Here is a 25449-nt window from a genome sequence, read left to right as displayed (position 1 = left end):
CAGCCCCGGTCCTCGCTGGTCGGCCTGACCTCCTATCAGGCCTCCATGCGGATGATCTGGCGTATGGCCTCGCCACGCGCCAGGCGGTCGAAGCCCTCGTTGATCTGGTCCAGCGTCAGGTGGCCGGTGACCAGCCGGTCCACGGGCAGCCTGCCGGCCGCATGCAGGGCCAGGTAGCGGTCGATGTCGCGGCGCGGCACGCAGCTGCCCATGTAGCAGCCCTTGAGCGTGCGCTCCTCTGCCACCAGGTGCCAGACCGGCAGGCTGATGGCCTGGGCGCTGGAGGGCAGGCCCGCCGTCACCGTCTGGCCGCCGCGCCGCGTGATGCGGTAGGCCATCTCCAGGGCCTTGGCCGAGCCCACCATCTCGAAGGCATGGTCCACGCCGCCGCCCGTCAGCGCCCGCACCTGCTTGACGGCATCCTCGTCGCCGGCGTTGACGGTGTCGGTGGCGCCGAAATCGCGCGCCATGGCCAGCTTGTCGGCATTGAGGTCCACGGCCACCACGCGGGCCGCACCCGCCGCCGCCGCGCCCATCACCGAGGACAGGCCCACGCCGCCCAGCCCCACCACGGCCACGCTCTGGCCGGGGCTCACCCTGGCGGTATTGGCCACCGCGCCCACGCCGGTCATCACGGCGCAGCCGAACAGCGCGGCCAGCTCCAGCGGCACCGACTTGTCGATGCGGTGCACGCCGCGGCGCGAGAGCACGGCATGCTCGGCAAAGGCCGAGACGCCGACGAAGTGCGAGATGGGCTGGCCATTGCGCGACAGGCGCCTGGCGCCCGACAGCAGGGTGCCCGCCACGCCGGCCTGGCCTGCGGGCTCGCACAGCACGGGCCGGCCCTCGGCGCAGGGCTGGCAGTTGCCGCAGCCGGGCACGAAGAGCATGACCACGTGGTCGCCCACCTCCAGGTCGGTCACGCCCTCGCCGAGGGCCTGGATCACGCCTGCGGCCTCATGGCCGAGCACGATGGGCGTGTCGCGCGGACGGTCGCCGTTGATGATGGACAGGTCGGAGTGGCACACGCCTGCGGCGGCCACCTTGACCAGCACCTCGCCGGGGCCGGGCGGCGCCAGGTCCACCTCCCAGATCTCCAGCGGTCGGCTGTCGGCATAGGGCGCGGCTGCGCCCGTTCTCGTGAGTACGGCGGCGCGTGTCTTCATGATGTCTTCACCAGCTTGCAGCTGCTCCTGGACAGCGGGCGGAAGGCCTCGTCACCGGGGATGGTGGAGAGCACCTTGTAGTAGTCCCAGGGGTATCTGGATTCCTCGGGCTTCTTGATCTGCACCAGGTACATGTCGTGCACCATGCGGCCGTCCTCGCGCACCTTGCCGTTCTGGGCGAAGAAGTCCTCGATGGGCATCTGCTTGAGCTGGCGCGCCACCGCGTTGCCGTCGTCGCCCCTGGTGGCCTGCACGGCCTTGAGGTAGTTGGTGACGGCCGAGTAGGCGCCCGCATGGATCATGGAGGGCATCTTCTTCATCTTCTCGAAGAAGCGCCGCGACCAGGCGCGCGTGGCCTCGGTGCGGTCCCAGTAAAAGCCCGTGGTCAGCACCATGCCCTGGCCGTAGCGCAGGCCCAGCGCATGCACGTCGTTGATGAACAGCAGGTTGGGCACCAGGGTCTGCCTGGGCGCGATGCCGAACTCGTGCGCGGCCTTGATGGCGTTGACCGTGTCGCTGGTGGCATTGGCCAGGTTGATCACCGAGGCCTTGGAGGCCTGGGCCTGCAGCAGGAAGGACGAGAAATCGCTGGCATTGAGCGGATGGACGGTGGTGCCCACCAGCTTGCCGCCGCCGTCCTTCAGGAAGTCGGTCACGTTGGCCGTCATGGCCTTGCCGAAGGCGTAGTCCACGCCCAGGATGAACCATTCCTTCTTGCCCTGGGCCAGGATGCCGCGCACCGCGCCGTTGGCCAGCGCATAGCTGTCGTAGGTGTAGTGGATGGCCGTGGGCGCGCAGTGCTCGTTGGTGAGGATGTCGGAGGCGCCGCCGGTGTTGATCACCATCTTGCCGCGCTCGCGCGCCAGGTTGTTGACGGCGATGGCGACGGCCGTGTTGTTGATGTCCACGATCAGGTCCACGCCGTCGCGGTCGAACCAGGTGCGCGCATGGGTGGCGCCCACGTCGGCCTTGTTCTGGTGGTCGGCCCAGACCACCTCGATCTTCCTGCCCAGCACCTGGCCGCCGAAGTCGGCCACGGCCATCTTCGCGGCCTCGACGGAGCCGCGCCCCGCCGTGTCCGCGTACAGGCCCGACATGTCGCTGAGTACGCCGATGCGCACCACGTCGTCCGATATCTGCTGCGCCTGCGCCGCCGTCCACAGCAGGCCGGCGCCCAGCGCGCAGCCGGCAGCGCGCGCCTTGGTCAAGCCGCCTCGCATCAAGCCTTTCCGCATATCCGTCTCCTTGTCTCGGGGTTGTTTTTCTGGATACCGAAGGCAAGCCTAAGCAGGCCATAGCGGCCCGCCTATGCGCGATTGCGAAAGGCGGGGTTGCAGCGCTGCGAAGCCGGGTTTGTCCCGAGTCCGGCCCGCCGCCGTGCTCAGTCCGCCTGGATGCCGGCCACCTTGACCACCTGGGCCCATTTGCGCAGCTCGCTGCTCAGGCGCTCGCGCATCTGCTGCTGGGTGCCGGGGTCGGCCTCGGCGCCGGCCGTCAGCAGGCGCTCGCGCACGGCGGCATCGCGCAGCGCGGTGTTGAAGTCGGCATTGATGCGCGCCAGCACGGCGGGCGGCGTGCGGGCCGGCGCGAACAGCGCGGCCCAGGAATAGGCCTCGTACTCGGGCAGGCCCGACTCGGCGATGGTGGGCACCTCGGGCAGCATGGCCGAGCGCTGGCGGCTGGCCACGCCCAGCACCTTGATGCGGCCCGACTTGATGTGCTGCAGCGCACTGGGCGCATCGGCAAACATCAGCTGCACCTGGCCACCCAGCAGGTCGTTCATGGCCGGCGCGCTGCCCTTGTAGGGAATGTGCTGCAGCTTGATGCCCGCATGCATGTTGAACAGCTCGCCGGCCAGGTGCGTGCCGCCGCCATTGCCCGAGGAGCCGAAGCTCAGCCCGTTGCCGGACTTGGCCAGCGCGATCAGCTCTCGCACGTTGCGGGCGGGCACCGAGGGATGGGCCACCAGGAAGACCGGGAACATGGCGGCAAAGCTCACGGGCGCGAAGTCACGCTCTATGTCGTAGGTCATCTTCGGCTGCAGCGCCGGGTTGACCGCATGGTGGATGGAGCCCACGAACAGCGTGTAGCCGTCGGCAGGCTCCTTGGCTGCGAGGGCCGCGCCCACCATGCCGCCGGCGCCCGCGCGGTTGTCCACGATGCAGGGCTGCGGCCAGATCTCGCCCAGCTTCTGGGTGAAGGCGCGCGCCGTGGTGTCCACCGGGCCGCCGGGCGGAAAGGGCACGATGAAACGCACGGGCCGCGTGGGCCAGGCATCGGCCGCAAACGCCGGCCGGACTGCAGGCAAGAGGCTGCCGGCCGCCAGCGCGCCACCGGCGGACAGCAGGCGGCGGCGGCGCGAAGAGAAGGAGGAAGTGGCAGAAGGCAGGAAGGAAGACGGGGGCATGGCGAAACTCCGGGCAACGGGCGGCGGCTTGCCGCGCGGCCCATTCTGGGCAAGCCGCCCTGCGCCGTGTTTCGCGAATGTGGAAGGCGCGCTTCCAGGGCTCCCAAGCGGTGGAAACCCTGGGAAGCGGTCCACCCCGATGCAGCCTAGTGGCTGATCATCCAGGGCCGCCGCGAGGGCGCGGACTTCGCGCCGTTGGGCGCCGTCACCGTGGCGCTGCGCCGGCCCGATCCGCAGCAGCCGCAGCCTGCCGGGTGCCTGAGCCGCGCATAGTCATAGTCGCGCGAGCTGGCGGGCTCGTGGCGCGCGCGCTCGTTGGTGGCCATGGCGCGGCGCGTGCCGTCGGCCATCAGCGCCAGCCGGGGCGCGGCGGCCAGCACGCGCGCAGCCGCCGTGCCGCAGCCGGGGCAGGCCGCAGGCTCGTCGCGCAGGCGCAGCGGCCGCAGGGCCTCGAAGCCGCCGCATTGCACGCAGTCATAGTCGTAGGTGGGCATGGGCGGGCTCCTTGGCGTCAGCGCAGGTCGGGGGACAGGGGCATGTCCACGCTGCCGTCGAACTGGACGACCGGCCCCGCCGCGTTGGGGTTGATGTCGAAGTCGAAGATGCCCGTGGGCAGCCACAGCGTGGCGCAGGAGTTGGGCACGTCCACCACGCCGCTGATATGGCCCTGCACGGGCGCCGTGCCCAGGATGGAATACGCCTGGGCGCCGCTGTAGCCGAACTTCTTCAGGTATTCGATGGCGTTCAGGCAGGCCTGGCGGTAGGCCACGTTGACATCCAGGTAGTGCTGCCTGCCGCTCTCGTCCACCGAGATGCCCTCGAAGATCAGGTAGTCGTCATAGCGCGGCGTGATGGGGCTGGGCTTGAAGATGGGGTTCTTGATGCCGTACTTGGCCATGCCGCCCTTGATGAGTCCGACCTTCATGTGCACCCAGCCGGCCATCTCGATGGCGCCGCAGAAGGTGATCTCGCCATCGCCCTGGCTGAAGTGCAGGTCGCCCACGCTCAGGCCGGCGCCGTCCACATAGACGGGGAAGAACACCTTGGCGCCGCGCGAGAGGTCCTTGATGTCGCAGTTGCCGCCATGCTCGCGCGGCGGCACGGTGCGTGCGCCTTCGGCGGCGGCCTTGTCGCGCGCTTCGCCGCGCATCTGGCCCATGTGGGCCGTGCCGGCCGACGGCGGGTTGGCCAGGCCGGGCACGCGTTCGGGGTCGGTGGCGATCAGGGCGCGCTCGCGCTCGTTCCACATCTCCAGCATGGGCCGGTCAGGCAGGCAGCCGATGAGGCCGGGATGGATGAGGCCGGGGAAGTTCACGCCTGGTATGTGGCGCGAGCTGGTGAACATGCCCTTGAAGTCCCAGATCGATTTCTGGGCCGAGGGGAAATGGTCGGTCAGGAAGCCGCCGCCATTGTTCTTGGAGAAAAAGCCGTTGAAGCCCCAGAGGCTGTCGGGCTTGGCGCCGATGTCCAGCAGGTCCACCACCAGCAGGTCGCCGGGCTGGGCGCCCTTCACGCCCACGGGTCCGGACAGGTAGTGCACCGTGGTCAGGTCGATGTCGCGCACATCGTCGGCGCTGTCGTTGTTCTTGATGAAGCCGCCGGTCCAGTCGTAGGTCTCCAGGATGAAGTCGTCGCCGGGCTGGACCCAGCAGGCCATGGGAATGTCCGGGTGCCAGCGGTTGTGGACCCTTTCGTTGTCGGTGGGCGGGCGGTTCAGGTCCACCTTGATCAGCGTATCCGTCATGTGCAAAAACCTCCTGGGTGGGTGGGGATCGACAGCGGAGAACGGGCCGGGGTGCGGCACGCCATTGCCGGCCTTCCTGTGGCGCCACGCTGTGCCAAAGCAGCGGCGCGCCCTCGGTGCACCGGCAGGCGGCGCAGGGCGGGTATGAAGAAAAGGCCGGGAATGCATAAACACCATAGCAGCCGTGCCCGCCGGCCCGCCTAGGCAGCAACCCTGGGTTGACAGCCGGACGCCGGCGCTGGTGAAGCCACCCTTCCAGATTGGCGAATTGAAGCGGCCCCGCGATGCGGGCATGCTGGCGGACAGCCGCTGCCCTGCATGCCGCCGGGCGCAGCGCCAAGAACACAAAGAATGGAAACACCGCCCATGCACCTGAGCGCACAGACCCACTACCAGGCCGAACTCGATGCCGGCCGTTTCTGCATACAGCAGTGCACGCAATGCACTCGCCATGTCTTCACCCCGCGCGAGCTGTGCCCGCACTGCGGTGCCAGCCCGCTGCGCTGGGTGCGCGCCAGCGGCCAGGGCACGGTCTACTCCACCTCCACCGTCGCACGCAAGAGCGATGCCGGCGGCGACTACAACGTGGCCCTGATCGACCTGGACGAAGGCGTGCGCATGATGGGCCGCGTCGAAGGCATTGCGCCGGCCGACGTGCGCATAGGCCAGCGCGTGAGCGCCCATGTGGCGAGCAAGGACGGACGCGGCCTGGTGCTGTTCCAGCCCGCGCTCGGACAGGCGGCACAGGGATCGCAGGGAGGTGCAGCATGAACACCCGCATCCCCCAATCCACCCTGGACGCCGCCGCCGTGAACCGCCCGCTGCGCGGGCGCGTGGCCATTGCCGGCGCCGCCACCTATGGCTGCGGCGAGGCACCCGGCATGGACGACATGACCCTGCTGGTGCGCGCCGCCCATGCGGCCGTGGCCGATGCGGGCCTGACCATGCAGGACATCGACGGCCTGGCCACCTGCAGCGTTAACGCCAGCATGTGGACCATGCCCGTGATCGAGCACCTGGGCATCAACCCGACCTATGTGGACGGCACGATGATCGGCGGCAGCAGCTTCATCGCCCATCTGCTGCCCGCCATCCGCGCGCTGGAGGCCGGCCAGTGCAAGGCCGTGCTGGTGTGCTACGGCAGCGCCCAGCGCTCGGCCACCTTCGGCCGCAAGGAAGGCCAGGCGGCGCGGCGTTTCCTGGACCCGCAGCCCTATGAGTTCCCCTACGAGCCCGTGCTGCCCGTGACCGCCTATGCGCTGGCGGCCGCGCGCCACATGCACGAGTTCGGCACCACGCGCGAGCAACTGGCCGAGGTGGCCGTGGCCGCGCGTGCCTGGGCCCAGCTCAACCCCGAAGCCTTCATGCGCGACCCGCTGACCATCGAGGACGTGCTCTCGGCCCGCCCCATCGCCAGCCCCTTGAGCGTGCGCGACTGCTGCCTGGTGACGGACGGCGCAGGCGCCATCGTGCTGGTGCGCGGCGAGCGCGCCCGCGACCTGCCGCGCCCCCCCGTCTACGTGCTGGGCAATGCCACGGCCATCTGGAACCGCCAGATCTCCTGCATGCCCGACCTGACCACCACGGCTGCCGCGCAGTCGGGCGCCCAGGCCTTTGCCATGGCCGGGCTCACCGCTGCCGACATGGACATGGCCCAGGTCTACGACGCGTTCACCATCAACACCCTGCTGTTCCTGGAGGACCTGGGCTTTTGCGCCAAGGGCGAGGGCGGCGCCTTCGTGTCCGGGGGCGGCATCGCGCCCGGCGGGCGGCTGGCCGTCAACACCAACGGCGGCGGCCTGTCCTGCGTGCACCCGGGCATGTACGGCATCTTTGCGCTGATCGAGGCCGTGCGCCAGCTGCGCGGCGAGGCCGGCCAGCGCCAGCTGGGACGCCACCGCACGGCCGTGGTGCACGGCAACGGCGGCACGCTGTCAAGCCAATCCACGGCGGTGCTGGGAACCGCCGAAACCCTCTGAACCGCACAGGAAGCACACCGCAATGATCCGCGACCAAGAAACCCTCGAAGCCCTGCTGGACAGCGTGCGCCGCTTTGTGCGCGAGCGCCTGGTGCCCGCCGAGAACGAAGTGGCCGAGACCGACGAGATCCCCGAGTCCATCGTGCAGGAGATGCGCAACCTGGGCCTGTTCGGCATGACCATCCCCGAGCAGTTCGGCGGGCTGGAGCTGACCATGGAGGAAGAGGTGCGCGTGCTCTTCGAGCTGTGCCAGACCGCGCCGGCCTTCCGCTCGGTGATCGGCACGACCGTGGGCATAGGCTCGCAGGGCATCCTCATCGACGGCACGCCCGAGCAGCAGGCGGCCTGGCTGCCCAAGCTGGCCACGGGCGAGATCATGGCCTCGTTCGCGCTGACCGAGCCCGAGGCGGGCTCGGACGCGGCCTCGCTGCGCACCACCGCCATCAGGGACGGGGACCACTATGTGGTCAACGGCAACAAGCGCTTCATCACCAACGCGCCGCATGCGGGCATGTTCACGCTGATGGCGCGCACCGACCCGGCCAACAAGGGCGCGGGCGGCGTCTCGGCCTTCATCGTGGATGCGAAGTCGCCGGGCATCAGCTTCGGCAAGAACGACGTGAAGATGGGCCAGAAGGGCGCGCACACCTGCGACGTATTCTTCGACAACGTGCGCGTGCCGGCGGCCAACCTCATCGGCCTGAAGGAAGGCCAGGGCTTCAAGACCGCCATGAAGGTGCTGGACAAGGGCCGCATCCACATCGCGGCCGTGAGCGTGGGCGTGGCGCAGCGCATCCTGCGCGACGCGCTGAACTATGCGCTGGAGCGCAAGCAGTTCGGCCAGCCCATCTGCGAGTTCCAGCTGGTGCAGGCCATGCTGGCCGACAGCCAGGCCGAGCTGTATGCGGCCGAGTGCATGGTGATCGACGCCGCGCGCCGCCGTGACGAGGGCCGCAACGTCTCCACCGAGGCCTCGTGCTGCAAGATGTTCGCCACCGAGATGGTGGGCCGCGTGGCCGACCGCGCCGTGCAGATCCTGGGCGGCTCGGGCTACCTGGCCGAGTTCGGCATCGAGCGCTTCTACCGCGACGTGCGGCTGTTCCGCCTGTACGAAGGCACGACCCAGATCCAGCAGGTCATCATCGCGCGCAACATGGTGCGCGAGGCGCGCGCCGCATGAGCCGTATGAGTGCACCGCCCCCCGACCGCAATGCCTTCATGCGGCTGATCGGCGCCTCGCAGGTGCCCGCGCCGCCCGGCAAGGTCCATGTGCGCCTGCCCCACATGCGCGAGGAACTGCTCAACCAGCTGCCCGCCGCGCACGGCGGCGTCCTCATGACGCTGCTGGACTCCGTGATGTCGCGCGCCGCCGGCGAGCTGCCCGGTGCGCCATCGCAGACCGCCGTGACGGTGGAGATGAGCAGCCGCTTCCACCGCCCGGGCAAGGGCGCGCTGCTGGCCGAAGGCTGGGTGGTGCACGCCAGCCGCAGCCTGTGCAGCTGCGCGGCGCAGTTGCTCGATGAAGACGGAAAGCTGGTGGCCACGGCCACCGGCACTTTCAAATACTGGCTGGCACCGACCACGCTGGACCGGGGCACGGCCCAGGCCGACTGAACGGGCGGCGGTCGGCGGGCAGCCGTCGGTGGGCCGCTACTCCAGCGTGAGCCGGCCCTGTGCGTCGGCCACCAGCAGCTCCACCAGCTCCTGGGCGAAGGACGGCAGGGCCTCCAGGCTGCGCACGCAGATCTGCATCTCGCGCACCGACCAGGCATCGGACAGCGGCACGATGGCGATGTCCATGGAATGCGCGTGGCGGCTGGCGGCCGACTCGGGCAGCACGCCCACGCCCACGCCGGACTCGATCATGCGGCAGGCCGTCTCGAAGTTGCCCACCTGGATGCGCTGCTTGATGGGCCGGTGCAGCTGGTCGCTGGCCTGGCGCAGGAAGGCGTGGATGGCGCTGGATTCGTGCAGGCCCACATGGTCCAGGTCCAGCGTGTCGGCAAAGGCCATCTGCATCTCGCCATCGAGCGCATGGCCGCGCGGCACCACCAGTACCAGGCGGTCGCGGCGGTAGGGCAGGGTCTCCAGGTTCTCGGTGCGCACCAGGCCGGCGACGATGCCGATATCGGTCTGCCCCTCGGTCACGGCACGCACGATGTCGTGCGACAGGCGCTCGCGCAGGTCGATGTTCACGTCGGGATTGCGGCGCAGGTAGTGGCGCAGCACGGGCGGCAGGAACTCGCCCAGCGAGGTGGTGTTGGCAAACACCCGCACATGCCCCTTGATGCCGCGCACGTACTCCTGCATGTCGCCGCGCAGGTGCTCGATCTGGCCCAGCACCATGCGCGCATGGGTGACGAAGGCCTGGCCCGGCGGCGTCAGCGTCACGCCCTGGCTGGTGCGGTACAGCAGCTTGGTGCCGATGCTCTCCTCCAGGTTCTTGATGCGGGTGCTGGCCGCCGGCAGGGAGATGAAGGAAAGTTCCGCGCCACGCGTCATGCTGTTGGCGTCGGCGATGTGCACCATGAGGCGCAGATCCACAAGATCGAAATGCATGGCCATCCGGCATTGTAGAAAGCCGCAGCGGCCCCGGCTGAGCCCTGCGCGTCAGTACAAACCGCAGTGCCGGCCGGGCGCGAACGCGCGCTTTCACAAATGCGAAGCCACGGCGGGCCGCCGCGCCGTAGCATGGCCCATCTGCCCGGGATAGCCGCCTCAGCCCATGAACCACACAGCAACCCCCTCCCCCAGCCCCATCAACAACGCGGCCACCCAGACCGCAGGAGCGCTGGGCCATCTGCGCGTGCTCGACCTCTCGCGCGTGCTGGCCGGCCCCTGGTGCACCCAGAACCTGGCCGACATGGGGGCCGACGTGATCAAGATCGAAAAACCCGGCGAGGGCGACGACACGCGCCACTGGGGCCCGCCCTTCTTTCCCGATGCGCAAGGCAATCCCTCGGACAACGCCGTGTACTTCGCGGCCTGCAACCGCAACAAGCGATCGGTCACCGTGGACATGGCCACGGCCGAGGGCCAGCGGCTGATCCGCGAGCTGGCCATGCAAAGCGATGTGGTGGTGGAGAACTTCAAGACCGGGGGCCTCAAGCGCTACGGCCTGGACTACGCCTCGCTGAGCGCGCTGAACCCGCGCCTGATCTATTGCTCGGTCACGGGCTTCGGCCAGACCGGGCCCTATGCGCCGCGCGCCGGCTACGACCTGCTGGTGCAGGCCATGAGCGGCCTCATGAGCATCACGGGCCGCGCCGACAGCGAGCCCGGCGGCGGCCCGCTGCGCGTGGGCGTGGCCGTGATCGACCTGTTCACGGGCATGTATGCCACCACGGCCATCCTGGGCGCACTGGAGGCCCGCCACCGCACGGGACGCGGCCAGCACATCGACATGGCCCTGCTGGACGTGGCCATGGCCGTGCTGGCCAACCAGGGCGCGGGTTTCCTGAACACCGGCCATGTGCCGGGCCGCCAGGGCAACACCCATCCCAGCGTCGTGCCCTACCAGGACTTCCCCACGGCCGACGGCCGCATGCTGCTGGCCATCGGCAACGACGGCCAGTTCGCGCGCTTTTGCGAGGCGGCCAGCACGGACTGGGCGAGCGACGAGCGCTTTGCCACCAATGCCGGCCGCGTCACCCACCGCGACGCGCTGATCCCGCTGATGGCCGATCTCACGCGCGGCCGGCCCACGGCCGAATGGATCGCGCTGCTGGAGGACAAGGCCGTGCCCTGCGGCCCCATCAACCACATCGGCCAGGCCTTCGACGATGCGCAGGTGCGTGCACGCGGCCTGCGCGTGGAGCAGGAACGCTACCCGGGCGCCACGCCGCCTGCCGGCGAGACCATCAACCGCGTGGTGACCACGGCCAGCCCGCTGCGCCTGTCGGACACGCCCACCACGCTGCGCCATGCGCCGCCGGCCCTGGGCCAGCACACGGACGAGGTGCTGCGCCAGCGCCTGGGCCTGGATGCACAGCAGCTGCAGGCCTTGCGCGACCAGGGCGTGGTCTGAACGACCAGGCACCTGGCACACGCTGTCACGCGGCTGTCCTGACGTCCTGAAAGCTGGGGGCCGGCCCGTCGCACCGGCGCACATGACGGCACACATGACGGCACAAATGACGGAGCGAAAGCCGGTGCGAAGACGGTGCGGACGGCCGTGTCGCGCGCCCGCAAACCGCTTTTAGGACACGTCCTATCGAAAATCAGATAGGAAGCATTCTCATCATCTGGCGGTGCGGAAATAATCCCCACCACAGATGCACATAGCCAATTCTTTCCTGTCCGAAATCCCTAGGACACCCATCCGCAGCACCTGGGCGCAGAAGGCGGCAGCCGCCGCCAAGCACCGGGCCGCAGCTGGCGTCCGGGCGCCAAAAGGTGTAGGCGGACGGCTCGGCATCTTCCGCATCCACCGCCCCTGCCCTGCATCAGGCCAGCGCATGGCCAGCGCATGGCCAGCCGCAGTCCTGCCGCCCTGGAAGGGCCTGCGCCATGAGACCCCGCATCAAGGGCCGCATCTGCCGGACCTCGGGCTGGTTCCCCCCCTGAGCGCACGCGCCGGCCCTCGTCATTGCCTTCGTTGATCCCTTTCCACCTTGCTCTGCACCGCAGGCCAGGTGTGCCCTGCTGCACGCCTTTTTTTGCTCCCTTGCCGTTCAAGGGATACGACTTCAGAACTTCGCCATGCAAGCCTTTCGCAACCTCAAGATCTCCTCCAAGCTGCTGCTGGCCTTCCTGGCCGTGCTGGCGCTGACCACCTTCGTGGGCCTGTATGCCGTGATGCGGCTCAGCCAGATCAACCAGGCGTCCGTCGACATCGCCACACGCTGGATGCCCTCGTCGCGCATGCTGCTCACCATCCGCGCCACCACGGCGCGCTACCGCGCCAACGAGCTTCAGTACCTGATCTCCACCAGCGACCAGGATATCAAGGCCTTCGACGCCATCATGAGCGACCTGTGGAGCAAGATCCAGACGAACTACGACAACTACGCCAGCTTCATCCAAACCGAGCAGGAAAGGGCGTCCTACGACGAGCTGGGCCGGCTGCGCAGCGCATATGCCAGGGAGCACGCCATGATCATGACCCTGGCACGCAACGGCCGAAAGGACGAAGCCTTGGTGCTGGCGCAGGGTGAATCGCTGGAGCTGAGCCGGCGCCTGTACGACCAGATCGACCGCATGGTGCAGATCGACCACGATGCCGGCCAGGAGGCCAACAGGCACGCCAATGATCTGTACCGCAGCGCGCGCGCCTGGGTGGTGGGGCTGCTGGCCGCCAGCATCGCGCTGGGACTGGCGCTGGCGCTGGCGCTGGCGCGCATCGTGGCGCGGCCGCTGATCGAGGCCGTGGGCGTGGCTCAGGCCGTGGCCGAAGGCGACCTGACGCGCCGCATCCAGGCCACTACCACCGACGAAACAGGCCAGCTGCTGCACGCGCTGCACCGCATGGACCAGAGCCTCATCCACATCGTCAGGCAGGTGCGCAACGGCACGGACTCGATCGCCACGGCCTCCAGCCAGATCGCCTCGGGCAACAACGACCTGTCGCTGCGCACCGAGCACCAGGCCAGCTCTTTGCAGGAGACGGCTGCCTCCATGGAGCAGCTCACCGTTACCGTGCGCCAGAACACCGACAACGCGCGCCAGGCCAACCAGCTGGCAGCCTCGGCCTCGACCGTCGCCCAGCAAGGCGGCGAGGTGGTGTCCCAGGTGGTGGACACCATGGACGCCATCCATGCCTCCTCGCGCAAGATCGCCGACATCATCGGCGTGATCGACGCCATCGCCTTCCAGACCAACATCCTCGCGCTCAACGCCGCCGTCGAGGCGGCGCGCGCGGGCGAGCAGGGCCGGGGCTTTGCCGTGGTGGCGGCCGAGGTGCGCGCACTGGCGCGGCGCTGCGCCGATGCGGCCAAGGAGATCAAGCTCCTCATCGAGGACTCCAACGGCAAGGTCAGCACCGGCTCTGCCCTGGTCGCCCAGGCCGGGCAGACCATGCAGAACATCGTCAGCAGCGTGCGCAACGTGACCGACATCATGGGAGAGATCACCGCTGCCAGCGTGGAGCAGACGGCGGGCCTGGAGCAGATCAACCAGGCCATCTCCCAGATGGACCAGGTCACCCAGCAGAACGCGGCCCTGGTCGAGCAAGCCGCCGCAGCAGCACAGTCCCTGCAGGAACAGGCCTACGGCCTGCAGCAGGCCGTGAGCGTCTTCAAGCTGGAGCGCGGCATGGAACTCACCGCCCTGCCCGCCACCCCTCAGCCCATGCCGGCTCCAGACCTGGCCAGGATCACCAGCGCAGCCCAGTCAGGCCGCTGGGAAGCGCATTGATCAGAACGAATGGGCCATGCCCACGCCGAAGGCCGTGCGCGAGCTCTGGTTCTCGTAGCGCTGATGGCCCAGGCTGGTGTAGAGCATGGTGCGCTTGGACAGCGCGTACTCGGCGCCCAGCGACAGCATGTTGTTGGTGTCTCGGTCCAGGCGCTGGCGCGCATAGCTGGCCTTGAGCGTGGTCGCGCCCATGCCGTAGGTGGCGCCCAGCGACACCATGCGCGACTTGTCGGGCCCCGTGCCGGGCGTGCCCGACTTGCTGCGGTCATAGGCCAGCATCACCGCTGCCGTGCCGATGCGGTACTTGCCGCCCATGTACAGGTCGGTGTCGCCGCTGCCGTTGCGCTCGTGCGCCACCATGGCCGCCACCGCGCCCTGGTCGTAGTTGACCGATACCGAGCGCGCACGGCCCTGGCGGCCGGGCGCCTGGGTGCGTTCGGGCGAGGCGCTCAGGTGCAGGGAAAAGCCGCCGAACTTGGGCGAGTCGTAGAACACGCCGTTGGACATGCGGCCGTATTCGGGCGAGCCGTTGTTGCTGGCGCGGTCGGTGGGCGTCAGGTAGTGGGCCATGTGCCAGGCCGGCGAGGCGATGCGGTTGAAGTTGCCCCAGGGATCGAACTGCCACTCCTGGCTCCACATGGCGCTGAGCGCACGGCCCAGTCGCAGGTGGCCCCAGTTGCCCTGCAGGCCCACGGTGGACTCGTCATGCCAGAAGGGCTTCTTCGGATAGTCCTCGGTCAGGCCCGTGTCCAGGTCGAAGCGCGTGCTCAGGCGGAAGGTGGCCTTCAGGCCGCCGCCCAGGTCCTCGAAGCCGGCAATGGCCAGGTTGCTGCGCTGAATCGTTCCCAGCTTGCTGGTCTTGTCGAAATCCCGGAACACACCCGCGTCCAGATAGCCACTGATGGTGACGTTGGAGCCGGCGCCAGATGACTGGGCGGCCACCGGCAGGGCGGCAGCGATGGCGAGAGAGGCAAGGGTCAAGCGGGAGGTACAACGCATCCTGAACGGGTTCCTGAAATGAAAGATGGCACAACACCGGCGCGGCCCGGGGGCATGCGCGAACGGCGACGGGGGCTGCCACAACGGGGGTGGCTGGAAAGGTGCGCGGCGGGCTGGTGGCCAGCCGCGACTTGGAGGCAGCCAGGATGCAGATCGCAGCATGATCGCTGCACATTCGTCAAACATCCCGGCCAAAGACGTCAACCGCGCAGGTGGCGGGCAACAGGCGGCATTATGAAAGCAGGGGCCGGCGATGACCACGCCACCGTCAGGCCCGGTCAGTTTCGCAAGGCCGGTCTCAGCGGCTGCGCTCGGTGCGCGACACGTCCCAGAGCCGGTTCATCTCGCTGCAAAAGGGCTGGGCACAGGGCGCGCGGCCCTCGTACTGGCAGCCTTCGGTGGTACAGAAATGCGACTGGTGCTCGAAGGCCCGGCGCTCGCGCGGCAGGGCGCCCGAAGCCTGGGCCGCCGCCATGTGCAGCCAGGGATCATTGCGCTGCTGCAGCATCTGCTGCACCTCCTGCGCGAACGCGGGCGACAGCGACGCCACCGAGGCCAGCCCGGCCGGCGATGCCATGGCGCCACCGGGCTGGCGCAGCGGCTGCAACTCCAGCAGCAGCAGGGCGCTGGTGCGCAGCGCATCGGCGCCGCGCGGCTGCACCACCACGGCCACCGGCCCCGAGGCCAGCGATTGCAGCGATGCATCCAGCGGCAGGCGCAGGCCCGGCTCCGTGGCCTGCGCGCCCGCCAAGGGCAGCGCAGCGCCCGCAGGCAGGGCCGCCGCCGTGAAAGGGGCCGCACCCGGCGCGCAAGCCGATGCGGCCGCCAGCGCCATGGCCGCGCCCTGCGCCTGGGCCCAGGCCTGGGGCACCTGCAGGCTCAGCGTGAAGCCGCGCTCGCCCTGCGGCGTCAGCAGCGTGCCCTGCTGCACCCACCAGCTTTGCAGGGCGGGCAGGGTCTGTGTGGCCCCCCCGGCAGCGCCGCCTGCAATGCCCCCTGCTGGGCGCGCCCCGGCCTGCGGCGCCAGCCCGGATCCGGCCAGCAGCGCATCCATCACCTTGCCCTTGGCAGCCGCCACGGCCAGCGTCACTGCGGCAGCGGCGGGCGGCATGGAGGCCGCAGGCGTTGTCGATGCAGACGGGATGGGCGGTCCGGCCTGGGCCGATGGAGCGCTCCGGGGATCCTGCCCGCCAGGCGCCGTCGTGCCTGCCGCCAGCGCCTGGAGCAATGCCGCCGAGCCCGGCTGGGCCGCCAGCAATTGCAGGGCCTGGCCCTGCTGGGTGCCCACCTGGGCCAGCAGGGCCTGCAGCAGCCGGCCCAGCGCCTCGGACACGCCGCTGGCCGGCCACTGCGGCGCAGGCGCGCCGGGGCTGGCCTGCACCTGGCGCGCCAGCTGGGCCACCAATTGCTCGAAGGCCTGCAGGCGCAGGCTTTGCAGCATCTCGGGCGACCAGCGCACGGCCGTGGCCGCCGGCGGCGTGACGGGAACGGATGGCGAGGCGGATGACGCGGGTGAAGCCGGCGCCACCGGCGCACCAGCGGCCGGGCCGGGCACAGGCGCCGCCACGGGCTGCGGCAGCCCTGCGGCTGGAGACGGAACGGGCGGCAGCGGCGAACTCATGTCAGAGGCTCCGCCCGCGCGATCAGGCCGATTCCGGGTAGAACAGGCGGCGCGTGGGCGTGCTGCCCACGGCCTTGGCGATGGCGCCGATGTGGTCCGGCGTGGTGCCGCAGCAGCCGCCCACGATGTTGACCAGGCCTTCGGCCGCGAACTCATGCACCAGGCGGCTGGTGACTTCGGGCGTTTCGTCAAAGCCCGTGTCGCTCATGGGATTGGGCAGGCCGGCGTTGGGGTAGCAGCTGATGAAGGTCTCGGGCGCGGCCTTGTTCAGTTCCTGGACGTAGGGGCGCATCAGCGCCGCGCCCAGCGCGCAGTTCAGGCCGATGGACAGCGGGTTGGCATGGCGCACGCTGTGCCAGAAGGCCGTCACCGTCTGCCCGGACAGGATGCGGCCCGAGGCATCGGTCACCGTGCCGCTGATCATGATGGGCAGGCATTCGCCGCTTTGCTCGAAGGCCTCGTCCACCGCGAACAGCGCGGCCTTGGCGTTGAGCGTGTCGAAGATGGTCTCGACCAGGATGACGTCGGCGCCGCCCTCGATCAGCGCCAGCGTCTGCTCCAGGTAGGCCTGGCGCAGCTGCTCGAAATTCACGTTGCGCGCGCCCGGATCGTTCACGTCGGGGCTGATGCTGGCCGTCTTGGGCGTGGGGCCCAGGGCGCCGGCCACGTAGCGCGGATGGCCGGGCGTGCTGTACTTGTCGCAGGCCGCGCGGGCCAGCCGGGCGCTCTCGAGATTCATCTCGCGCGCCAGATCGGCCATGTGGTAGTCGTCCTGCGCGATGGTGGTCGCGCCGAAGGTATTGGTCTCGATCAGGTCGGCGCCGGCGGCCAGGTACTTCTCATGGATGTCGCGGATCACGTCGGGGCGGGTGAGCGACAGCAGCTCGTTGTTGCCCTTGACGTCATGCGGGAAGTCCTTGAAGCGGTCGCCCACGCTGCCCGGGCCCGTGTAGCCCTGGCCCCGGTACTGGGCCTCCCCCAGCTTGAAGCGCTGGATCATGGTGCCCATGGCGCCGTCAAGAATGACGAGGCGCTTGGCAAGGATGGCGGGAAGCTCTTTGGCGCGGGTGTACTGGGGCAGGCTCATGGGCAGCGATTGTAGGAATTCCGGGGCGGCCGTGCCGGGCACGAGGATTCCCCCAGAAAAACGGCCTGCGCCCCAAACAAGAGGCGCGACCTATGAAACTAGCGCACCCCCACGCCAGAGACACCGAGGAAGGGCCTATGCCGGCCGCGCCGCCCCGCACCGAGGGTGTCGTCCCCCTCCCGCGTAGCGAGAGAGGGCGCCGTGCACACGGGGGAAGCGGCGCAGCCGCTCAGGGGGTGCTAACCATTTCAGCTGCAGACAGAGACGACTTGAGCCGGCTGGCGGCTCAGGCTCACATACACATGGCCCACGCCGCTGTCGAAATACGCGGCCTCATGGCGGCCCAGCTCCACCGATTCGCCGTTCTCGAACAGGATGCGCACCCGGCCCGAGAGCACCATCACGAACTCCTGGCCCGCATGGCGGATGGTCTCCGAGAATTCCCCGGCCTCGCGCGCATTGATCACGGCCACCAGGGGCTGCATCTTCTTGCCCGGGAAGGCGCCGCACAGCACGCTGTAGAGGTACTGGTCGGTCTCGTAGCGCTGCACGTCCTCGAAACGGTCCTTGACCACGGTGGGCGTGTCGCCGGCCGCCTGCTGGGCGTCCCCGACCATGAACAGCCGTGTCATGTCGATGTCCAGCGCATTGCCCAGCATGAGCACCTTCTCGTAGCTCAGCGCGATCTGGCCGCGCTCGGCCTTGGAGATGGTGGACACGGCCAGGCCGCTGCTTTCGGCCACCTGCTGCAGCGTCAGGCCGCGCTCCTTGCGGGCCTTGCGCAGCTTGGCCCCCACTTCGTGCTTGCCTGCGGGCAGGGCGGCGGCCGTGCGGGCGCCCGGCAGCACGGCGGCAAGGACCTGGTCTGCCGTGGGAAGCGGACTGGAACGAGGGCTGGGGCCGGGACCAGGGGCGGGACTGGTGCGAGGACGGGGGCTGGGCATGAAGCGGGCGATCGGGGCTGGCGACCGCCCGATTCTAGGGTCAGGCCCGGCCCCTCAGGTGCCGCGCAGATCGGCCTGGGGCGCCGGCCTGCGGCCCATGCGCAGCCAGCCTGCCAGCGCGCAGGCCATGAGCGCGAAGCCGATGTAGCCATAGACCGGGTACACCATGCCCACCAGCGTGATGAAACCCGCGAAGCTGCCGCCCAGTGCCACCACGCCCGCCACGCCCGTGCCCCAGCGAAAACGCGGCGTGCCGGCCGGCAGGATGCGGGCCACGAAGGCATAGAGCATGCCCACGGCGGTGTTGAGGATCATGCCGAAGATGACCAGCGACATCAGGTGCCCCAGCCAGGGCGAGATCTGCGTGGCCAGCGCCAGCATGGGCATGGACAGGCCGCCCAGCGTGTCCATGCGCCAGACCATGGCGGCCGCGATCAGCAGCATCAGCAGGCCCAGCAGCAGCCCGCCGGCCACGCCGCCCCACAGCGCCACGCGGCGCGAGCTGGCCTGGCCGCCCATGATCACCAGGAAGGGCATGCCCGCCACCACGTTGTAGGAGACATAGAGCAGCGCGGCCACCAGCCAGTGCCCCGCACCCCGGGGCTGGGCGGCGGTGGCGGCCTCCAGCGCGGCCGGCTCGCCCTGGGGCGTCACCAGCACGTAGCCTGCGACCACCACGGTCATGAACACCAGCAGCGGCGTGACCGCGCCGATGAAGGCGATCACCCGGCCCACGTCCAGGCAGACGATGAGCACCGTGGCCACGGTGGCCAGCACGCTGCCCCAGACCTCGGGCAGGCCCAGCCACTGGTGCAGCAGCGAGCCTGCGCCCGCCAGCATGACCACCGTGATGGCGAAGAGGAAGAAGGTGATCAGCACATCGAACACCATGCCCACATGCCGGCCCAGCAGGGCCTGCACCACCTCCTTGTGCGAGCCGGCCTGCAGGCGCTGGCCCATGGTGGAGAACGCCATGGACAGGAAGACGAAGGCCAGGGCCGCCACCAGGCAGCCCGCCAGGCCGATGGCGCCAAAGCCCGCGAAGAACTGCAGTATCTCCTGCCCCGAGGCGAAGCCCGCCCCGACGATGACGCCGACGAAGGCGCCGGCAATCCTGCTCACTTCCTTGAATGCACCCATGCCTGTCTCCTTGGATTGTTGTGTGTTGCGGGGGCTGAAAAAGCGAAAAGGCAGGCGTCTCAGGCCGCGAAGCGCTCCGGGCTCAGCCGCCGGGCATCGACGCCCTGGGCCAGCAGCTCGGCGGGCAGCGGCTCGCGCATCAGCAGCGCGGCAGCGGCGGCCGAGGCGCCGGCGGCCGTCTGTATGCCGTAGCCGCCCTGCCCTGCCAGCCAGAAGAATCCTTCACGGTGCGCGTCCCAGCCGATCACGAAGTCGTCGTCGGGCGCAAAGCTGCGCAGCCCGGCCCAGACATGGCGCGGCCGGCGTATGCGCAGGCGGGTCAGTGTCTCGATGCGGTCTATGCCCATGGCCACGTCCAGTTCCTCGGCCACCACGTCATGCGGCGGCACGGGATCGGCATTGGCGGGCGAGCCCAGCAGCTGGCCGGCATCGGGCTTGAAGTAGAAACTCTCGTCCACGCCGATCACGGCAGGCCAGCCGTGGATGTCCTCGCCCTCGGGTGCGGCAAAGGTGAAGGCCGAGCGGCGCCGGGGCTCGATGCCCAGCGGCCGCGCGCCGCACAGCCGGGCCACGGCATCGGCCCAGGCGCCTGCGGCATTGACCACGGCGCGGGCACGGACCTGCGACCCGTCCTGCAGCACCAGGGTCCACAGGCCCTGGCCATCACCATCCACCTCGCGCTCGGCGCCGGACAGTTCGGCGCCGCAGCGCAGCCGCGCACCGGCACGCGCCATGCCGCGCAGAAAGCCCTGGTGCAGTTCGGCCACGTCGATGTCCATGGCGTCCAGGTCATGCACGGCACCCACCAGCTGGCTCTCGTCCAGGCAGGGCACGAGGGTGCAGGCCTGGCGCGCGTCGAGGCGCTCGGCGCGCAGGCCGTCGCGCCGGTACATGGCCAGGGCATCGCCGAGTAGGGGCTCCTGGCCGGCCGTGCCTATGTAGAGCACGCTGCGCGGCTGCAGCAGCGCGTGCTCGCAAAAACCTTCGGGCGGCGCGCTGTAGAAGGCGCGGCTGGCGCGTGTCAGCGCGCGTATCTGCGCGGTGCCGTAGCTTTCCATGAACATGGCGGCCGAGCGGCCCGTGGCGTGGTAGCCGGGCTGCGGCTCGCGCTCGAGCACCAGCACCGAGGCGCCCGCACCGGCCAGCCGCCAGGCCACGGAGGCGCCGGCCATGCCGGCACCGATCACGGCGAAATCCAGAACCTGGCTTTCCATCATCCATCGCTCCATTTTTTTCCAATGAGAAAATTATCCGATAAGAAAAAAATGAGGCAAGCCCCTGGTCCTCGTGGTTTTCACCGGGTGCGCCGGACAAGAAAAAAAGGGACGGCGCCTAGCCGTCCCTTTTTGCAACGCACGCCTTGTGCTCAGGCTGGCGGCAGCTTCCCGTCCCAGCCACCGGCCAGGGCCTGGTACAGCGCCACGGCAGCGCGCAGGCCGCGTGCGCGGCTGTCGGCGGCGGCGTCCTGGGCCGCGTAGAGGTCGCGCTGCGCATCCAGCACTTCGTACAGGCCCACGCTGCCCAGGTGGTAGCGGCGCAGCGCCAGCTGTTCTGCGCGCTGGCGCTGCTCGGCGGCCTGGGCCAGGTGGGCATCCTCGGTGCGCGTGCGCTGCAGGCGCACCAGGGCGTTCTCGGCGTCCTCCAGCGCCAGCAGCACGGTCTGCTGGTACTGGGCCAGCGCGGCCTGGGCGCCGGCCTCGCTGGCCGCGATGCGCGCCCGCACGCGGCCCACGTCGAGGAAGGACCAGTCCACGCCCAGGAACACGCTGCTGGTGGCGCTACCGCCCTCGAACAGCGCGCCGCCGTGCAGCGCCGTGCTGCCCAGCAGCCCGCCCAGCGACAGGCGCGGGAACAGGTCGGCCGTGGCCACGCCGATGCGCGCCGTGGCCGCATGCAGCCGTGCCTCGGCCACGGCCACGTCCGGACGGCGGCGCAGCAGGCCGGCCGGCGTGCCGGGGTCGATGGCCGGCGGCAGCTGCGGCAGGGCGGCAGGCACATCCAGCGCGGCGATCAGCGCCTCGGGCACCTGGCCCGTGAGCACGGCCAGCCGGTGCTGGGCCATGGCGATCTGCGCCTGCAGTGCCGGGATGCGCGAGCGCGTGGCCTCCAACTGGGCCTGGGCGCGCGCCAGGTCGAACTCGGTGCCGCTGCCGTGTGTGAGGCGCAGCTGCACCAGGCGCAGCGTGTCCTGCTGGTTGGCCGCGTTGGCCCGGGCCAGGGCCAGGCGCTGCTGCCAGCCGCGCAGGTCGGCATAGCTGCCCGCAACCTGGGCCGCGATGGCCACCTGCAGCGCCGCGAGATCGGCCGCGTCGGCGCGCAGGTCGGCACGCCGCGCCTCGATGTTGCGCCGCACGCGGCCGAACACGTCGATCTCCCAGCTGGCCGACAGCCCGGCCGTGTAGCTGCGCTGGCTGCGCGGCCCGTAGAAGGCCTCGCTCTCGCTGCGCTTTTGCTGCGTGGCCTGGCCCGACATCGTGACCGTGGGGAACTGGTCGAAGCGGCTTTCGCTCAGCAGCGCCTGGGCGCCGTCCAGCCGTGCCAGCGCCACCTGCAGGTCCTGGTTGCCGCCCAGCGCCTGCTCCACCAGCCGCGTCAGCTGCGGGTCCTGGAACTGGCGCCAGAAGGCGGCATCGGGCTCGGCCTGCGGGGTGGCCGGTGCAGGCTCGGCCCGCGCGAACTGTGCTCCGGCCTGCGGCGCCGCAGGCGCCTTGAAGTCGGGGCCGACCGCGCAGCCGGCCACAAGCCCGGCAGACGCCAGCGCCAGCGCGTGTCGGCTCAGGGATTTGCGGATTTCAGACATGGTGGGGCTCCAGGGGTGCGGCTTTGTCGGAGGGTGGGGAGGCAGGCGCGGCATGTGCAGGCGCATGCCCCGTCAGCGCCCGGCCCGAGAGCCGGCGCAGCGTGACGTAGAACACCGGCGTGAGGAACAGGCCGAACAGGGTCACGCCCAGCATTCCGGAGAACACCGTCACCCCCGTGGCCGCGCGCACCTCGCTGCCCGCGCCGCCGCCGATGAGCAGGGGCACGGCACCGGCGATGAAGGCGATGGAGGTCATGACGATGGGCCGCAGCCGCAGGCGGCAGGCCTGCAGCGCGGCATCGACGATGCCCACGCCGCGCAGCTCCAGCTCGCGCGCGAACTCCACGATCAGGATGGCGTTCTTGCAGGCCAGCCCCATCAGCACCACCAGCCCCACTTGCACGAAGACGTTGTTGTCGCCGCCGGCCAGCCAGACGCCGAACAGCGCCGCGCAGATGCATACGGGCACGATGAGGATGACGGCCAGCGGCAGCGTCCAGCTCTCGTAGAGCGCGGCCAGCACCAGGAAGACCAGCATCACGGCGATGGCGAAGACCACGGCCGCGGCGTTGCTCTGCTCCACCTGCTGGTAGCTGAGGTCGGTCCAGGCCAGCTCGATGCCGCGCGGCAGCGTGCGCTGCGCGATCTCCTGGAGCTTGGTCAGCACCTCGCCCGAGGACAGCACGCGCGGGTCGGAGTCGCCGATCAGGTCGGCCGCCGGGAAGCCGTTGTAGCGCAGCACCGGGTCGGGCCCGAAGCTGGGCACCACGGTGACCATGGAGCCTATGGGCACCATCTCGCCGCGCGCATTGCGCGTGCGCAGCCGCGCGATGTCCTCCACGGCCTGGCGGTGGTCGGCATCGGCCTGCAGCATCACGCGCCAGACGCGGCCGAAGGCGTTGAAGTCGTTGACGTAGACCGAGCCCAGGTAGGCCTGCAGCGTCTGGAACAGGTCGGTCAGCGCCACACCCTGCGCCTTGGCCTTGGTACGGTCCACCTTGACTTCGAGCTGCGGGATGTTGGACTGGTAGCTGCTGACCGGATAGGTCATGCCCGGCGTTTTGGCGATCTCGGCCTGGAAGGCCTGCAGCGCCTGCTGCAGCGCCGCGTAGCCCAGGCCCGCGCGATCCTGCAGGAACAGCGAGTAGCCCGAGCCGTTGCCCAGGCCCTGGATGGGCGGCGGCATCAGCGCGTAGGCGAAGCCGCCCTCGATCTGCGCGAACTTGGCGCCCAGCTCGGCATTGATCTCCTCGGCGCTGCGCGTGCGCTCGCCGAAGGGCTTGAGCATGATGTAGGAGCTGGTCAGGTTGGGCGTGGTCGTGGTCTGCAGCGCATTGAAGCCCGCGAAGGCAGCGACTTTGTCCACGCCCTCCACGCTGTGGGCCAGCTCCACGATCTGGCGCGTCACCTCGGAGGTGCGGCCCAGCGAGGCGCCCTCGGGCAGCTTGGCGCCGCCGAACAGGTACAGCTTGTCCTGCAGCGGGATGAAGCCGCCCGGCACGGCCTGGAACAGCACGGCCGTGCCCGCCAGCAGCGCCGCGTAGACCGCAAACACCAGGCCGCGGCGGCGCAGCGACTGCCCCACGGAGTTCTGGTAGCCGTGCGCGCTGCGGTCGAAGAAGCGGTTGAAGGGCCGGAAGAACCAGCCCAGGCTGCGGTCCAGCCCGCGCGACAGCAGATCGCGCGGCGCGCCGCGCGGCTGCAGCAGCTTGGCCGCCAGTGCAGGCGACAGCGTCAGCGAGTTGATGGCCGAGATCACCGTGGAGATGGCGATCGTCACGGCGAACTGCTTGTAGAACTGGCCCGTCACGCCGCTGAGGAAGGCCATGGGCACGAAGACCGCGCACAGCACCAGGGCGATGGCGATGATGGGGCCCGAGACCTCCTTCATCGCCAGGTGCGCCGCCTCCAGGGGCGTGTGGCCCTCCTCGATGTAGCGCTCCACGTTCTCCACCACGACGATGGCATCGTCCACCACGATGCCGATGGCCAGCACCAGGCCGAACAGGGTCAGCGTGTTGATGGAGTAGCCCAGCAGGTACAGCCCCGCGAAGGTTCCGACGATGGACACGGGCACGGCCAGCAGCGGAATGATGGAAGCGCGCCAGGTCTGCAGGAAGACGATGACCACCAGCACCACGAGGATCACCGCCTCGATCAGCGTGCTCTGCACCGCCTTGATGGAGTCGCGCACGAAGACCGTGGGGTCCCAGACGGTCTCGAAGTTCACGCCTTCGGGCAGATCCCTGGACAGGCGCTCCATGGTGGCGTAGACCTCCCGCGCCACGCCCAGCGCATTGGCGCCCGGCGACAGGAAGATGCCCACGGCCGCCATCTGCCGCGTGTCGCTGAGCGAGCGCATGCTGTAGTCGCTGGCGCCCAGTTCGATGCGCGCCACGTCGGACAGGCGCACGACCTGGCCGTCGGCACCACCCTTGAGCACGATGGAGCCGAACTCCTCGGCCGTCTTCAGGCGGCCGCGCACATTGATGGACAGCAGCTTGTCCGAGCCCTTGGGGCTGGGCTCGGCGCCCAGCTGGCCGGCCGATACCTGCACGTTCTGCTCGCGGATGGCGGCGATCACCTCGGCAGCGGTGAGCTGTCGTGCGGCCACCTTGCTGGGATCCAGCCAGACGCGCATCGCATAGTCGCCTGCGCCGTACAGCGCCACCTCGCCGATGCCGGGGATGCGCGCCAGCTCGTCCTTGATCTTGAGCGTGGCATGGTTGCGCAGGTACAGCGCATCATGGTTGCCGTCGCTGGAGGTCAGGCCCGCATACATCAGCGGCGTGGACGAGCGCTTTTGCGTGGTCACGCCGTACTGGCGCACTTCCTCGGGAAGGCGGCTCTGCGCCTGGCTCACGCGGTTTTGCACGCGCACGGCTGCCGTGTCGGGGTCCACGTCGGCGCGGAAGGTGGCCACCACCTGCAGGCTGCCGTCCGAGGCCGCGACCGACTTCAGGTAGATCAGGCCTTCGACGCCATTGATCGCCTCCTCCAGCGGCACGGCCACCGACTCGGCGATCTCCTTGGGATTGGCGCCCGGATAGGTGGCGCGCACCACCACGCTGGGCGGCACGACCTCGGGATACTCGCCCACGGGCAGCTGCGGAATCGCAACCAGGCCCACGGCGAACAGGATGATGGAGAGCACGACCGCGAAGATCGGGCGGTCTATGAAGAATTTGGAGAAATCCATGGTGCGTCC

At 69.7% G+C, this 25449-nt stretch carries 20 protein-coding genes; 6 read left to right on the top strand and 14 right to left on the bottom strand.

Features of this window, described 5'->3' with window-relative positions; genetic code table 11:
• Positions 1-35: 35 nt before the first annotated feature.
• The 5 genes from ACF8ML_RS10085 to fmdA all read right to left on the bottom strand — a co-directional run bounded on the left by ACF8ML_RS10085 (position 36) and on the right by fmdA (position 5317).
• On the bottom strand, positions 36-1166 hold the full coding sequence (locus tag ACF8ML_RS10085) for a zinc-dependent alcohol dehydrogenase family protein (protein ID WP_016450258.1): 1131 nt from the start codon (positions 1164-1166) through the stop codon (positions 36-38).
• Complete coding sequence (locus ACF8ML_RS10080) at positions 1163-2401, bottom strand: ABC transporter substrate-binding protein (RefSeq protein WP_209670518.1); 1239 nt, start codon at positions 2399-2401, stop codon at positions 1163-1165. Before ACF8ML_RS10080 ends, ACF8ML_RS10085 begins: the two co-directional genes overlap by 4 nt.
• Positions 2402-2547: 146 nt before the next feature.
• Entirely contained in the window at positions 2548-3573 is a 1026-nt protein-coding gene (locus ACF8ML_RS10075) for a tripartite tricarboxylate transporter substrate binding protein (RefSeq protein WP_016450260.1), read from the bottom strand.
• Positions 3574-3719: 146 nt separating this feature from the next.
• On the bottom strand, positions 3720-4067 hold the full coding sequence (locus tag ACF8ML_RS10070; protein WP_392407066.1) for a zinc ribbon domain-containing protein: 348 nt from the start codon (positions 4065-4067) through the stop codon (positions 3720-3722).
• A gap of 17 nt (positions 4068-4084) precedes the next feature.
• The gene (gene fmdA / locus ACF8ML_RS10065; protein WP_046241120.1) at positions 4085-5317 is read right to left on the bottom strand and encodes a formamidase; all 1233 of its coding nucleotides are present in this window, start codon (positions 5315-5317) and stop codon (positions 4085-4087) included.
• 366 nt (positions 5318-5683) lie between these two features.
• On the opposite strand from fmdA, the gene ACF8ML_RS10060 reads away from it, so the two are divergent.
• Genes ACF8ML_RS10060 through ACF8ML_RS10045 form a run of 4 tightly spaced genes read left to right on the top strand, consistent with a single transcriptional unit; the run spans position 5684 to position 8910 of the window.
• Complete coding sequence (locus ACF8ML_RS10060) at positions 5684-6088, top strand: Zn-ribbon domain-containing OB-fold protein (RefSeq protein ID WP_012202117.1); 405 nt, start codon at positions 5684-5686, stop codon at positions 6086-6088.
• The gene (locus ACF8ML_RS10055) at positions 6085-7296 is read left to right on the top strand and encodes a thiolase (RefSeq protein ID WP_017406617.1); all 1212 of its coding nucleotides are present in this window, start codon (positions 6085-6087) and stop codon (positions 7294-7296) included. The genes ACF8ML_RS10060 and ACF8ML_RS10055 overlap by 4 nt, the downstream gene beginning before the upstream one ends.
• 22 nt (positions 7297-7318) lie before the next feature.
• Complete coding sequence (locus ACF8ML_RS10050) at positions 7319-8476, top strand: acyl-CoA dehydrogenase family protein (protein WP_013800068.1); 1158 nt, start codon at positions 7319-7321, stop codon at positions 8474-8476.
• 5 nt (positions 8477-8481) lie between these two features.
• Complete coding sequence (locus ACF8ML_RS10045) at positions 8482-8910, top strand: PaaI family thioesterase (RefSeq protein WP_017406618.1); 429 nt, start codon at positions 8482-8484, stop codon at positions 8908-8910.
• Between the two features lie 36 nt (positions 8911-8946).
• Here the strand turns inward: ACF8ML_RS10045 and ACF8ML_RS10040 are convergent, their stop codons facing one another.
• Complete coding sequence (locus ACF8ML_RS10040; RefSeq protein ID WP_012202113.1) at positions 8947-9861, bottom strand: LysR family transcriptional regulator; 915 nt, start codon at positions 9859-9861, stop codon at positions 8947-8949.
• Positions 9862-10021: 160 nt separating this feature from the next.
• On the opposite strand from ACF8ML_RS10040, the gene ACF8ML_RS10035 reads away from it, so the two are divergent.
• Positions 10022-11323, top strand: a complete 1302-nt coding sequence (locus ACF8ML_RS10035; protein ID WP_046987210.1) for a CaiB/BaiF CoA-transferase family protein — start codon at positions 10022-10024, stop codon at positions 11321-11323.
• A gap of 674 nt (positions 11324-11997) precedes the next feature.
• Positions 11998-13650, top strand: a complete 1653-nt coding sequence (locus ACF8ML_RS10030; protein WP_034365601.1) for a methyl-accepting chemotaxis protein — start codon at positions 11998-12000, stop codon at positions 13648-13650.
• Here the strand turns inward: ACF8ML_RS10030 and ACF8ML_RS10025 are convergent, their stop codons facing one another.
• The 8 genes from ACF8ML_RS10025 to ACF8ML_RS09990 form a co-directional block, all read right to left on the bottom strand.
• Positions 13651-14649, bottom strand: coding sequence for a porin (locus ACF8ML_RS10025; RefSeq protein WP_026062702.1), 999 nt, complete (start codon positions 14647-14649; stop codon positions 13651-13653).
• Positions 14650-14947: 298 nt separating this feature from the next.
• The gene (locus tag ACF8ML_RS10020) at positions 14948-16270 is read right to left on the bottom strand and encodes a hypothetical protein (RefSeq protein WP_016452208.1); all 1323 of its coding nucleotides are present in this window, start codon (positions 16268-16270) and stop codon (positions 14948-14950) included.
• Positions 16271-16292: 22 nt separating this feature from the next.
• Positions 16293-17357 (bottom strand): homocysteine S-methyltransferase family protein, encoded by a 1065-nt coding sequence (locus ACF8ML_RS10015; RefSeq protein WP_017406622.1) that lies wholly within the window; start codon positions 17355-17357, stop codon positions 16293-16295.
• Between the two features lie 248 nt (positions 17358-17605).
• Positions 17606-18301 (bottom strand): helix-turn-helix domain-containing protein, encoded by a 696-nt coding sequence (locus tag ACF8ML_RS10010; RefSeq protein ID WP_016447398.1) that lies wholly within the window; start codon positions 18299-18301, stop codon positions 17606-17608.
• Positions 18302-18355: 54 nt separating this feature from the next.
• The gene (locus tag ACF8ML_RS10005) at positions 18356-19441 is read right to left on the bottom strand and encodes a hypothetical protein (RefSeq protein ID WP_016452210.1); all 1086 of its coding nucleotides are present in this window, start codon (positions 19439-19441) and stop codon (positions 18356-18358) included.
• A 59-nt stretch (positions 19442-19500) separates the two neighbouring features.
• Positions 19501-20655, bottom strand: coding sequence for an NAD(P)/FAD-dependent oxidoreductase (locus tag ACF8ML_RS10000; protein WP_392407065.1), 1155 nt, complete (start codon positions 20653-20655; stop codon positions 19501-19503).
• 152 nt (positions 20656-20807) lie between these two features.
• Positions 20808-22241 (bottom strand): efflux transporter outer membrane subunit, encoded by a 1434-nt coding sequence (locus ACF8ML_RS09995; protein WP_154833056.1) that lies wholly within the window; start codon positions 22239-22241, stop codon positions 20808-20810.
• The gene (locus ACF8ML_RS09990; RefSeq protein ID WP_047217597.1) at positions 22234-25440 is read right to left on the bottom strand and encodes an efflux RND transporter permease subunit; all 3207 of its coding nucleotides are present in this window, start codon (positions 25438-25440) and stop codon (positions 22234-22236) included. The genes ACF8ML_RS09995 and ACF8ML_RS09990 overlap by 8 nt, the downstream gene beginning before the upstream one ends.
• Positions 25441-25449 lie beyond the last annotated feature (9 nt).

Origin of the sequence: Delftia sp. WSY_10, assembly GCF_043104705.1 — a bacterium.
Classification (GTDB): Bacteria; Pseudomonadota; Gammaproteobacteria; order Burkholderiales; family Burkholderiaceae_C; genus Comamonas; species Comamonas tsuruhatensis.
The sequence above is the reverse complement of the archived record's forward strand: the minus strand, read 5'-3'. Positions and strand labels throughout refer to the sequence as shown.

Bases quoted from the DNA above. Each gene is read 5' to 3' on its own strand.
- ACF8ML_RS09990 (WP_047217597.1), bottom strand. From the start codon at position 25,440: ATGGATTTCTCCAAATTCTTCATAGACCGCCCGATCTTCGCGGTCGTG.
- ACF8ML_RS10025 (WP_026062702.1), bottom strand. From the start codon at position 14,649: ATGCGTTGTACCTCCCGCTTGACCCTTGCCTCTCTCGCCATCGCTGCC.
- ACF8ML_RS10080 (WP_209670518.1), bottom strand. From the start codon at position 2,401: ATGCGGAAAGGCTTGATGCGAGGCGGCTTGACCAAGGCGCGCGCTGCC.
- ACF8ML_RS10040 (WP_012202113.1), bottom strand. From the start codon at position 9,861: ATGGCCATGCATTTCGATCTTGTGGATCTGCGCCTCATGGTGCACATC.
- ACF8ML_RS10010 (WP_016447398.1), bottom strand. From the start codon at position 18,301: ATGCCCAGCCCCCGTCCTCGCACCAGTCCCGCCCCTGGTCCCGGCCCC.
- ACF8ML_RS10045 (WP_017406618.1), top strand. From the start codon at position 8,482: ATGAGTGCACCGCCCCCCGACCGCAATGCCTTCATGCGGCTGATCGGC.
- ACF8ML_RS10070 (WP_392407066.1), bottom strand. From the start codon at position 4,067: ATGCCCACCTACGACTATGACTGCGTGCAATGCGGCGGCTTCGAGGCC.
- ACF8ML_RS10075 (WP_016450260.1), bottom strand. From the start codon at position 3,573: ATGCCCCCGTCTTCCTTCCTGCCTTCTGCCACTTCCTCCTTCTCTTCG.
- ACF8ML_RS09995 (WP_154833056.1), bottom strand. From the start codon at position 22,241: ATGTCTGAAATCCGCAAATCCCTGAGCCGACACGCGCTGGCGCTGGCG.
- fmdA (WP_046241120.1), bottom strand. From the start codon at position 5,317: ATGACGGATACGCTGATCAAGGTGGACCTGAACCGCCCGCCCACCGAC.
- ACF8ML_RS10055 (WP_017406617.1), top strand. From the start codon at position 6,085: ATGAACACCCGCATCCCCCAATCCACCCTGGACGCCGCCGCCGTGAAC.
- ACF8ML_RS10000 (WP_392407065.1), bottom strand. From the start codon at position 20,655: ATGGAAAGCCAGGTTCTGGATTTCGCCGTGATCGGTGCCGGCATGGCC.
- ACF8ML_RS10015 (WP_017406622.1), bottom strand. From the start codon at position 17,357: ATGAGCCTGCCCCAGTACACCCGCGCCAAAGAGCTTCCCGCCATCCTT.
- ACF8ML_RS10050 (WP_013800068.1), top strand. From the start codon at position 7,319: ATGATCCGCGACCAAGAAACCCTCGAAGCCCTGCTGGACAGCGTGCGC.
- ACF8ML_RS10030 (WP_034365601.1), top strand. From the start codon at position 11,998: ATGCAAGCCTTTCGCAACCTCAAGATCTCCTCCAAGCTGCTGCTGGCC.
- ACF8ML_RS10020 (WP_016452208.1), bottom strand. From the start codon at position 16,270: ATGAGTTCGCCGCTGCCGCCCGTTCCGTCTCCAGCCGCAGGGCTGCCG.
- ACF8ML_RS10085 (WP_016450258.1), bottom strand. From the start codon at position 1,166: ATGAAGACACGCGCCGCCGTACTCACGAGAACGGGCGCAGCCGCGCCC.
- ACF8ML_RS10060 (WP_012202117.1), top strand. From the start codon at position 5,684: ATGCACCTGAGCGCACAGACCCACTACCAGGCCGAACTCGATGCCGGC.
- ACF8ML_RS10005 (WP_016452210.1), bottom strand. From the start codon at position 19,441: ATGGGTGCATTCAAGGAAGTGAGCAGGATTGCCGGCGCCTTCGTCGGC.
- ACF8ML_RS10035 (WP_046987210.1), top strand. From the start codon at position 10,022: ATGAACCACACAGCAACCCCCTCCCCCAGCCCCATCAACAACGCGGCC.